General features: G+C 57.4%; 10 protein-coding genes and 1 tRNA gene. 3 read left to right on the forward strand and 8 right to left on the reverse strand.

Annotated elements, in window-relative coordinates:
• Positions 1-17: 17 nt before the first annotated feature.
• The 3 genes from DXZ77_RS10200 to DXZ77_RS12125 form a co-directional block, all read right to left on the reverse strand.
• A complete protein-coding gene (locus DXZ77_RS10200) occupies positions 18-707 on the reverse strand; it encodes a TVP38/TMEM64 family protein (protein WP_115031947.1) in 690 nt (229 codons plus the stop codon).
• Positions 704-2,002: a glycosyltransferase gene (locus DXZ77_RS10205; protein WP_115031948.1), complete on the reverse strand. Its 1,299-nt coding sequence runs from the start codon at positions 2,000-2,002 to the stop codon at positions 704-706. Before DXZ77_RS10205 ends, DXZ77_RS10200 begins: the two co-directional genes overlap by 4 nt.
• 302 nt (positions 2,003-2,304) lie before the next feature.
• The gene (locus DXZ77_RS12125) at positions 2,305-2,466 is read right to left on the reverse strand and encodes a hypothetical protein (RefSeq protein ID WP_181816120.1); all 162 of its coding nucleotides are present in this window, start codon (positions 2,464-2,466) and stop codon (positions 2,305-2,307) included.
• 89 nt (positions 2,467-2,555) lie between these two features.
• On the opposite strand from DXZ77_RS12125, the gene DXZ77_RS10210 reads away from it, so the two are divergent.
• Positions 2,556-3,824, forward strand: coding sequence for a phospholipase D-like domain-containing protein (locus tag DXZ77_RS10210; protein WP_258553267.1), 1,269 nt, complete (start codon positions 2,556-2,558; stop codon positions 3,822-3,824).
• 17 nt (positions 3,825-3,841) lie between these two features.
• Here the strand turns inward: DXZ77_RS10210 and DXZ77_RS10215 are convergent, their stop codons facing one another.
• The 5 genes from DXZ77_RS10215 to DXZ77_RS10240 form a co-directional block, all read right to left on the reverse strand.
• On the reverse strand, positions 3,842-4,135 hold the full coding sequence (locus DXZ77_RS10215; protein ID WP_181816121.1) for a GNAT family N-acetyltransferase: 294 nt from the start codon (positions 4,133-4,135) through the stop codon (positions 3,842-3,844).
• Between the two features lie 31 nt (positions 4,136-4,166).
• The gene (locus DXZ77_RS10220) at positions 4,167-5,081 is read right to left on the reverse strand and encodes an ABC transporter substrate-binding protein (RefSeq protein WP_115031954.1); all 915 of its coding nucleotides are present in this window, start codon (positions 5,079-5,081) and stop codon (positions 4,167-4,169) included.
• 40 nt (positions 5,082-5,121) lie between these two features.
• Positions 5,122-6,456, reverse strand: a complete 1,335-nt coding sequence (locus DXZ77_RS12645; protein WP_306747158.1) for an ABC transporter permease — start codon at positions 6,454-6,456, stop codon at positions 5,122-5,124.
• Positions 6,453-7,568: an ABC transporter ATP-binding protein gene (locus DXZ77_RS10235; protein ID WP_115031958.1), complete on the reverse strand. Its 1,116-nt coding sequence runs from the start codon at positions 7,566-7,568 to the stop codon at positions 6,453-6,455. Before DXZ77_RS10235 ends, DXZ77_RS12645 begins: the two co-directional genes overlap by 4 nt.
• A 481-nt stretch (positions 7,569-8,049) precedes the next feature.
• Positions 8,050-8,136, reverse strand: a tRNA-Leu gene (locus DXZ77_RS10240).
• A gap of 272 nt (positions 8,137-8,408) precedes the next feature.
• Between DXZ77_RS10240 and DXZ77_RS10245 the strand changes: the two genes are divergently transcribed.
• Both DXZ77_RS10245 and DXZ77_RS10250 read left to right on the forward strand, forming a co-directional pair.
• Complete coding sequence (locus tag DXZ77_RS10245) at positions 8,409-9,455, forward strand: FHA domain-containing protein (protein WP_115031960.1); 1,047 nt, start codon at positions 8,409-8,411, stop codon at positions 9,453-9,455.
• Positions 9,452-9,940 carry an FHA domain-containing protein FhaB/FipA gene (locus DXZ77_RS10250; protein WP_306747161.1) on the forward strand — a complete coding sequence of 163 codons (489 nt, stop codon included), beginning with the start codon at positions 9,452-9,454 and terminating at the stop codon, positions 9,938-9,940. The genes DXZ77_RS10245 and DXZ77_RS10250 overlap by 4 nt, the downstream gene beginning before the upstream one ends.
• Positions 9,941-9,943: the final 3 nt, after the last annotated feature.

The raw sequence follows: 9,943 nt of genomic DNA on the forward strand, positions 1-9,943 counted from the left end.
CCTACGGGGCGGGTGGGCTAGGCGCCGATGCCGGGGAAGATGAGGTTGATGAGTGCGAGCACTCCGAAACTGTAGGCGAGGATGGACCACGGTTTGAGCAGGATGATGATGAGGGAGAAGGTACGTAGTCTCATCGTGGTCAGGCCTGAGAGATAGCAGAGGAAATCGTCAGGGGCCACGGGCATGGCGATAGCTATGGCGAAGTAGCGGGTGTAGTGGGGGTGGGTGAGCCAGCCGAGGTATTTGTCGAGTGTTTTGGGGCTGAAGCGTGCGCGTAAGACATCCATGCCCAGTTGTCGTCCGATGAGGAAGGCGCCGATGGAGCCGATGACGGTTCCGAGGTAGGCATAGATGCTTCCTTTGACGGCTCCGAAAAGTACAGGGGCGGCTATGACGGTGATCCCCCCGGGAAGGATGGGGAAGATGGCTTGGGCGATACACAGGCCGACATAGCCCAGGGGAGCCAGGATGCCGAGGCGGTCGAGGAAGTCTCGTAGGGCTGGGACGGAGTGGAAGATTCCGGTGAGGAATCCGTAAATGACAAATGCGGCGCAGGCCAGCAGGCTGATTGCGGTGATCCAGCGGGATATGCGCAGGAATGTGGCTGCCTGGGGGCTAGTGGCCTGGCGGCGTTGGAAGTGTGCGAGGCGTTTTTCGCGGTGTGTTTGGTGGTGGTGTTCGGGTGAGGGGGGTGTGCTGTTGTTCATGCGACGCGACCGATTCGGGGTGAGATGCGGCGGCGGTCGATGACCTCTTCGTAGGCTTTGATGATTTTGTGGACGAAGGCGGTTTCGGAGTGGTTGAGAGCGGTAGCGCGGGCTTCTTGACCGAGTTGGGTGCGCAGCTTTGGGTTGGTGAGTAGTTCGGTCATGCGGTCGGTGAATTCTTCGGGGCTGTGGTATTGGTAACCGTTTACTCCTTGGGTGACGAGGTCATCCAAGACGGGGTCAGCTGCGCAGAGGATGGGTAGTTCGCTGGCAAGGGCTTCGAGGTAGGTGAGTCCTTGTGTTTCGCTGCGGGAGGAGGAGACGAATATGTCGCCGATGCGGTAGAAGGCGCAGACATATTCGGGGTCGACAGCGCCGGTGAAAATGACTTTGTCGTTGAGTCCCATGCGGTGGGCTTGCTGGTGGAGGTTGCTTGCGTAGGGCCCGTCACCGACGACGACGAATCTCCATGGGATTTCCTCGGGGAGAGTTTTGAGGAGGTTGAAGGTTTCGACGAGGCCTTTTTCTTGGGCGAGCCGTCCGACGTAGAGGATGACGGTTTCGTTTTCGTTGATGCCTAGGCGTTTGTGTAGTTCGGGGCGGGTGGTATGGGCGTCGGTGGGGGTGGGGGTGTTTATGGGGACGGTTCGGTGCAGGTGGTTGGGCACTGATGGTCCGGCGTCGGTGGGGGTGGTGCGGGGATGATCTGTGGTACCTAGTTCGGTGTGGCCCAGGCTAGAGGTGAATCTAGTGAGATTAATGCCGGTAGGTATGACGGCTACTGGGGTGGTGACGCCGTAGCCATCGAGGAGACCTTTGACTTTGCGGGTGGGTGAGATGACAAGGTCGGTAGCTCCCATCATGTGGCGGGAACCGATGGCGACTGCCCCTTTGCCTACTTTTTCGCTGGGGCTGAAGTAGTGGGTGTAGTCCTCGTAGACGGTGTGATAGGTGTGCACGTGGGGTGCATTGGTGTGTCTGGTGAGGCGTCGTGCCCAGAGGTAGGCGGTAAATTCGGTGTGTGAGTGGAGGATATCTGGGCCCCATTCGCAGATGCTGGTGAGCACTTTGCGGTCGGTGGGGCGGGCGAGCCGGGCGCCGGGGTAGATGGCCCCGATGCCGATGGAGGCGAGTCGGTAGACGTCTCCATCGAAGGAGGAGGTGCGTGCGTCACCGGGGGTGATGACGCGGACGTCGTGTCCTTGGGCGATGAGGCCGCTTTGGAGGGTGCGCACGGAGGTGACAACTCCGTTGACCATGGGCGAGTAGCTGTCGCTGAGTAGCAGGATTTTCACAGCTGTGCTCCCTGTTCTCCTGTGCGGTTGGTGTGGCGGGCTGTACTGGTGGTCTTGTTGTGGGGGTCACATGGGGTCGACCTGCCTGTGGGGCGGGTCGTTCGAGTGTTTCGCGGACTGCTGGAGGTCCGGCTGTCTCGGGTTGCGGCCATCAGGGTCAGAATGTCATGTCGAGGTGGCGAGATGCTGAAATTGGTGGGGTGTGCCGGGCTCTGGGTCGTTGTTGGTAGCTGGTATTGCGCTGTGGGCTGGGGTGGTGGTCATGTTCTTTCGTTGTTATTGATGTCGTTGTGAAGTTGGCCTCAGGAGAGGATGACGGGTTTGGTGACTTTTTTGGGGGTTGTGGGGGAGATTTCGTTTTTTGGGTGGCTGTTTTTGTGGTGATTACGCGCTTGGCGAAGGATGACCACGGCTGCGTGTTGTGAATGAGGTTGGGTGGATTTGGTCGAGTTGGTTTGACGCATGTGGCTTTTACTATGGGGTGTTTTGAGGCTGGTGCGCCAGGCAAGCGTTTCGAGCTGCTCAATGCGAGAACGCGTTTTATGGTGTGAGTATGTCGAAGATCGGTATACGGCGTTCTCCGAGTTTGGTGATGGGTCACGCAGTGAAGGTTGCTGCGGTGACGAGCTTGGCAATTCAGGCGGGGACGGTCGCGGGCCTCATTGCTTTTGATGCATATAAGAAGCGAGGGCGGCGTAAACGCGTCCAGTTCACTCGGCCGGGAACTTTCGAAAACCGTGTGGGTGAAAATGGTGTTCAGATCTTCACATATGGCGCTGATCTATATGAAGAGATGATTTCCGATATTGAGAAAGCAAAACATTCTATTTTGCTTGAAACTTACCTATGGAAGAGCGATGAGGTAGGTACTCGCTTCCGTGATGCATTAAATGACGCAGCTCGGCGAGGAGTTGAGGTCAAAGTAATTTTTGACGGAATGGGAAACCTAGTAGTTAACCCATTTTTTTACAAGTTTGATCCCTCTGTGCAGGTATTTCGCCTTCCGATTTTTCGACCTCAGTTTATTTTTAACCCAATTGATTTCTCAGGATTAACGCATCGGAAAATGCTTATTGTTGATCATGAGTGCGCCTACGTGGGGGGCTACAACTTAGGGTCCCTGTATGCAACCCAGTGGCGAGACACCCACGTGAAGCTAACGGGACCAGAAACATGGGAGCTACAGCATTCTTTCCGCGTAGTGTGGAATAGGCTGGCAGCACGAGGGCGGGGCCGCGATGTGATGCCCCGAATCGACTCAAATGAGGCTTGGGATTCAAAAATTCGTTCGGTTGATAATATTCCTGCTCGACGAACCTACCCAATTCGGTCAATGTATTTGTCAGCTATAGATAAGGCCGATAATCACATTTTCTTGACCACTGCTTATTTTATCCCAGACCAGCAAGTTCTGGATGCACTTATTCAGGCCAGCCAACGTGGAGTCGACGTACGTATTTTGATTCCTAAGGATTCGAATCACATTTTGGCTGACTTTGTGTCGCGGGGATATTGGCGAAGGCTACTTGATGCAGGGGTGACGGTACTGCTGTACGAGGACGCCATGATTCACGCGAAGACGATGACGGTGGATGGAAAGTGGTCCACGATCGGCACTGCAAATATTGACCGGCTGTCTTTGTCCTTCAACTATGAAGTCAATACAGAAATCACTGATGCTGGGGTAGCCGCATCTATGGAGAAAATTTTCCACGCAGATGCAGGCAACGCTCACGCACTGACCCGGGAAGAGTGGCAGCAGCGTCACCGGTTAGCAAGGTTCGCGGAGATCGTGGTAGCTCCATTCGCCCCACTTATGTGACTCCTCCCCTGGGGGATCTAGTGGTTGGCAAGAATGTCTTCATAGCGTCCGCTGTTGCATTGAATGTGCTTACGCATGAATGAGCATTCCGGTACTACCCGGTAGGTTTGGCCAGTTTTGACATCTTCCAGGGCCCCTTCAACAAGGGCGGTCCCTATGCCTTTTCCTTCGAATTCGGGCAAGACGATCACATGGGTGAAAGTGATGATGTTGTTGTCGGTTGTGTAGGTGGCGATTCCAGCCAAAGTACCGTCGTGGCGAGCTTCGTAGCGTGTTTCGTTGGGGTTATTGGTGACGCTGATCTCAGACATGAGGTAAGGACTCCCTGCAGAAGCTATCGGATTAGAAACCGTGAGCGGTAAGCCACTCTTTGGCCACATCGCTAGCGTTGCGTTTATCGATGACTACTTTGGCGACCTCTTTGGTGAGATCTTCAGTGCTCAAGGCAGCGCTGACTTTATTGAGCCCTTGGGTTGCTTTCTCGTTTTTTGCGATGTCGGCGCTTACGAGTGGGGTGATTTGTTGTGATCCGAAGAGGTTTTTGGGGTCTTTGAGCACGACGAAGTTGTTAGCGGTGATCTGGGGGTCGGTGGTGAACAGGTTAGCTGCGTCTACTTGACCGTTTTTGAGAGCGGTGACAGTCAGCGCTCCGGCGGAGTCCAGGGGTTTGAATTCTTTGAAGTTGAGGCCATATTGCTTGGTTAGGCCTTGTAGGCCATCGGGTCGTTGAGCCCATTCCGGGGGGCCGCCGAGGATCATGTCACCGGCTAGGGGGGCGAGGTCTTCGATGGATGTGAGGTGATGGATATTGGCGGTTTCTTTAGTAACGACGACGGCGTCTTTATTTTCAGCTTGTGAAGGTTCCAGAGCTGCCAAACCCTCTGGTAGGGCTTTTTTAAGGGAGTCGATGGCTTCTTTGGGTGTAGATATTTCGGCGTCTTTGTTGAGGTATTTAGCAAGGTTGCCGGTGTACTCGGGAATTACGCTGACGGAGCCGTCTTTGAGTGCGCCCATGTAGACCTCGCGGCCACCGATGTTGAGTCGGGTAGTGACGTTAAGGCCGGCTTTGCTGAGGGCTCCTGCATAAATCTCTGCGAGGAGTTGGTTTTCGGGGAAGTTGGCTGATCCGACAACGATCTGGCCAGTTCCAGAGGTGTTGTTGTCGGTGGAGGCGAGGGGGTCGTTGCTAGCTCCGCAGGCGCTGAGGGCAAAGGCTGCAACAACAGATAGGGCACATATTCGGGTGCTGCGGTGCATGGTTACTCCTGAAGTGGTCGGGGCGAGGTGGGGATGAAATTTAGGTTTTTTGACGGTTTTGGGTGCGGATGCCTGGGGAGACGACAAGCCGTTCTACGGCGATGAGAGAGAGGTCGATTGCAAGGGCTAAACCGGCTACGAGGATGGCCCCGCTGCTCATCATGGCGAAGTCGCGGAAGGCTTGTCCGTCGATGAGGAATCGCCCGAGTCCGCCTACGCTGACGGTTGCTGCGATTGTGGCTGTGGCGATGACTTGCAGCGCGGCTGATCGTAGTCCGCTGAACAGGAGGGGAAGGGCGTTGGGCAGTTCGACGCGCCAAAGAATATGCATGGGGGTCATCCCCATGCCGCGTGCTGCGTCGCGGGTGGCGGGGTCCAGTGAGCTGATGCCGGTGTAGGTTCCAGTGAGGATGGGTGGGATGGCTAAAAGGACGAGTACAGCGATGCTGGGGCCGAGGAAGGCCAGGTTGCTGTTCAGGTGTGGGCTGATGAGCAGGACGGTAACGAAGAGCAGCCCGAGGGTGGGGACTGATCTCATGCCGTTGGCGAGTTGTACGCCCCAGATGCGGCCCTTTCCGGTGTGGCCGATGTAGAGGCCGAAAGGTATAGCGATGAGAGAGGCGATCAACAGACTGATTGCGCAGTATTGAAGGTGTTCTATCAGGCGGTTGGGGATGCCGGTGGTGCCTGTCCAGTTCATGGGGTCTGTGAGCCATGTCCAGATTTTGGTGATCATGTTGGGTCTTTTCTGGTCCAGGGGGTGGCCAGGGAGCTGAGGATAACGATGGTCAGGTCGAACAAAAAGTGCCAGGAGTATGCAGGCGATGGTGCCGGCGATGATGGGGGCTGGGTAGGTGCGAGCGAATCCATCGGTGAAGAGGGTGCCGAGTTGGTTGACCCCGATGATGGCGGCAACGGAGACGATGGAGACGTTGCTGACGGCAGCCACGCGTAAGCCAGCGCTGATGATGGGGGTGGCCAGGGGCAGCTCGATGGTGAAGAAGCGGCGCAGGGGCCCAATTCCCATGGCGGTGGCTGCTTGGGTGATGGTGTCGTCGATGGCGTTGAGGGCGTCGGCGATGGTGCGTACGAGGAGAGCCAGGGTGTAGAGGGTCATGGCCACGATGACGTTGATGGGGTCGAGAATTTTTGTGCCCAGGATGAGTGGCATGAGGATAAACATGGCCAGGGAGGGGATGGTGTAGAGCAGCGAGCTGGTGAGGATGATGGGCTGGTAGGCGTGGCGGTATTGGTGGGCGATTCGCCCTAGGGGGATGGCTAGGAGCAGGCCTATGAGTAGCGGGGCTGCTGCTAGGAAGGCATGGTGGGTAGTGAGATTGAGAACGTGGGTCCAGTTGTCGTAGAGCCAGTTCATGAGCGTTCCTGGCCGATGGAGTGGCTTCTCGTGTTTTCGATGGCATCCAGTAGTTGGTTGGCGTGAATAGTGCCAGCGAATGTGCCATCGGGGTGGGTGAGTACGCCGCGTCCGCTGGGTGAGGATAGGGCAGCGTCGAGGGTTCGGCGTAGGGAGGAGTTGGTGGTGGCTAGGGTGCCGCCGCGGTGGAGGTGGTGGCTGGCCAGTGGCTGATTGAGGCTGGTTGTCTCAACCCAGCCGAGTGGTTTGTTGTTGTTATCGAGGGCGAGGATCCAGTGTTGACCGGCTGCGGCGGTGGTGATGTGGGTGGGGGTGTCACCGAGGCGGACGGTTGTTTCGTGGGTGAGGGGCAGGTTTGGGGTTGCGGTGAAGGCTAGGCAGCGGTATCCGCGGTCGCTTCCGATGAAGTCGGCAACGAAGTCGTCGGCGGGGTTGGTGAGTAGTTCGGTAGGTGTGCCGATTTGAGCGAGGGTTCCCCCGACGCGCAGGACTGCGATGTGGTCGCCAAGGCGGATTGCTTCGTCGATGTCGTGGGTGACGAGGACGATGGTAGTGCCGAGTTCGTGTTGGAGTCGGCGTAGGTCGTCTTGGAGTTGGGTGCGTACGACGGGATCCACGGCGCTGAAGGGTTCATCCATGAGGATGAGTGGTGGGTCTGCGGCTAAGGCGCGGGCGACGCCGACGCGTTGTTGTTGTCCGCCGGAGAGTTGGCGTGGGTAGCGGTGGGCGTGTTCGGGGTCGAGGCCGACGAGGTTGAGGAGCTCGCGGGCGCGGTCGCGGGCTTTTTTCTTGGGGGTTCCTAGCAGGAGGGGGACGGTGGCGATGTTGTCTAGGACGGTGCGGTGGGGGAATAGTCCCCCGGCTTGGATGACGTAGCCGATACCGCGGCGCAGCTGGTCGGGATTCATCTCTGCGGTGTCGCGGCCGTTGATGGTGATGGTTCCGCTGGTGGGTTCGACCATGCGGTTGATCATTCGCAGGGTGGTGGTTTTTCCGCATCCGGAGGGGCCGACCAGGACGGTGACTTTTCCGGTGGGCGCTTCTAGTGAGAGCCCGTTGACGGCTGTTGTTCCGCGGGGATAGGTCTTGACGACGTTATCCAGGTGAATCATGCGGGTCTTCCCATGCTTTCGGAAGAGAGCCGGTGTGCTCTCTGCTGTGCTGGGACCTTATCGGAGTAGTGGCTGAGGACTCCGTTGGGCAGGTGCAGGTGGGCGTCGTGTCGTGGTGAGTTTTTGGTGTGTATTGGGGTAGTGATGGGCAGTGTTTGGTTGGTGTTTTCGCAGGATGGGTTACTTGCAGGGGGTTACTCGTCGCGTAAGTGAGGGTTTGTGCGTCCAAAAAGGAAGAGATTTTTCATCTCTGCTGAGAAAGCGTTCAGCTTATTTTTGGTCTGCTGGGAGAGAACATTTCTGTCGGATTTTTAGGGCCAGCGCAGTAAATTTCAGGCGCGTTTTTGTCTATGTCCCGATAGTTACCTGTTCTTTGAAAACACCGATCTTCTGAATGGCTGTCGTACCTTCGCTGTGACTTTTTTCAAACACAAAACCCCCGATCAGACTTGGTCTGATCGGGGGTTTTGAAGATGATCTGTGGTGCGCGAGGGGGGAGTTGAACCCCCACGCCCTTTCGGGCACACGGACCTGAACCGTGCGCGTCTGCCTATTCCGCCACTCGCGCGCTGCGATTTATCCTGGCACGTCACAACAGATTCGACAAATTCAGAGTTCGCCTCATCCGAACAGCCCATCACAGTCCCCACAAGACACCCACAAAACTGCAGGTCAACAACATCAAGTCCTCATACACCAGATACAACAGGCATACTCACACCGATAACAACGCAATTAAAGACATCACGTTCCCAAGTAGTCCACGCCATTCCGGATAATCTGGAAGGAACCGCCACCCCGGATCAACCACGTGATCCGGCACCAGCGAGAGGAGGCACGGTGGGACTCTTCGACCGCATAGAGGCCAAACTGGCCTCAACCATCAACGGAGCATTCGCACGCGCTTTTAAAGCTGAAGTGCAACCCGTCGAGATCGGCGCAGCCATGCGTAAGGCCATGGACGACAAAGCCGCCATCGTTTCCTCCGACCGGGCCATCGTCCCCAATAACTTCGTCGTAGAGCTATCCATCAGCGACTACGACCGCCTCACTGCCTACGAAGACCTGCTCACCGAGGAACTCATCGCCAGCGCTGAAGAACACATCCACACCCAGCGTTACCACCCTGCAGGGCCCATACGTGTATCTTTCATCGACCTTGATGACCTCGAAACTGGCGTCTTCCGTGTCCGCTCCACCAGCGGATATGACAGCCCTCCCCCGGCGGAACGTCGCCGCGGCCGCGGACCCGGTGAAGCCATCGAAACTCATTACCCCCACGATGACCCCCGCAGCCGTGTATCCCCCAACCCAGTCTTTCCTCCCGATGCCGTCGCTGACCCAGACAGCCCATACGACATCGCAACTAACGCAGCACACGCGGCCAACAACGCTGCCAAAGGCACCGCCGAAGTCAACCGCATGTACCAAAGACGCAACGACTCATACCTCACCCCCCACGAACGTGAAGCACAACGCCAAGACGACCTCTCTTACTGGGGGCCAGACGAGGACGACGCACGCACCGCACGTAACCCCATTATCGAGGAAGGCCCAGCACCATTTCCTCCCGACATCCTTCCCGATCCATCCAGCCGCCCTTGGATCGACGTCGATGGCGATGCTTACCCGCTTCTAGGCCCCATCACCATCATCGGCCGTGACACCAACGCCCAGATCTCCCTCGAAGACAGCAGCATCAGCCGCCGCCACTGCGAGATCCGCATCACTCACGACGGCCCCCACCTCATCATCGGGCTACGTGACCTGGGGTCCACTAATGGCACCTTCCTCAACGGAGAACGCGTCCCCAGTGCAAGACTGTCTGATGGCGACCGCATCACCATTGGCCGCATCAGTTTCGTCCTACACACGCGGAGGAGGTGAGTCCACTGGGTGAATTCACACTGACCGTCGTCCGCCTCGGCCTACTCATCGGCCTATGGCTCTTTATCTTCGCCATCGTTGGTGTACTACGCACCGACCTTTACGGAACTCGCATCGTCCACCGCACACGTAACGGCGACTCCATCATCCGCCCAGCCGCAAGCACCCCTAGCCGCGGCCGAGGCAGACGCCGAGCATTCACACACCTAGCCGTCATCGATGGACCACTACGCGGCGTCACCGTGCCTCTCAAAGAATCAGGAGTCCTCCTGGGTCGTAACCCCGAAGCCACCCTGGTCCTCGACGACGACTACGCCTCAGGCCGCCACGCTCGCATCTACTACGACGGATCCGACTGGTACGTGGAAGATCTCAACTCCACCAACGGCACCTTGGTCGACGGCGCCGCCATCGACCAACCCCAAAAAATTGGAGAACACAACCAGCTCCGCATCGGCACCACCGTTCTCGAACTGAGGCGCTGACGC

This window comes from Dermatophilus congolensis, assembly GCF_900447215.1.
Classification (GTDB): domain Bacteria; phylum Actinomycetota; class Actinomycetes; order Actinomycetales; family Dermatophilaceae; genus Dermatophilus; species Dermatophilus congolensis_A.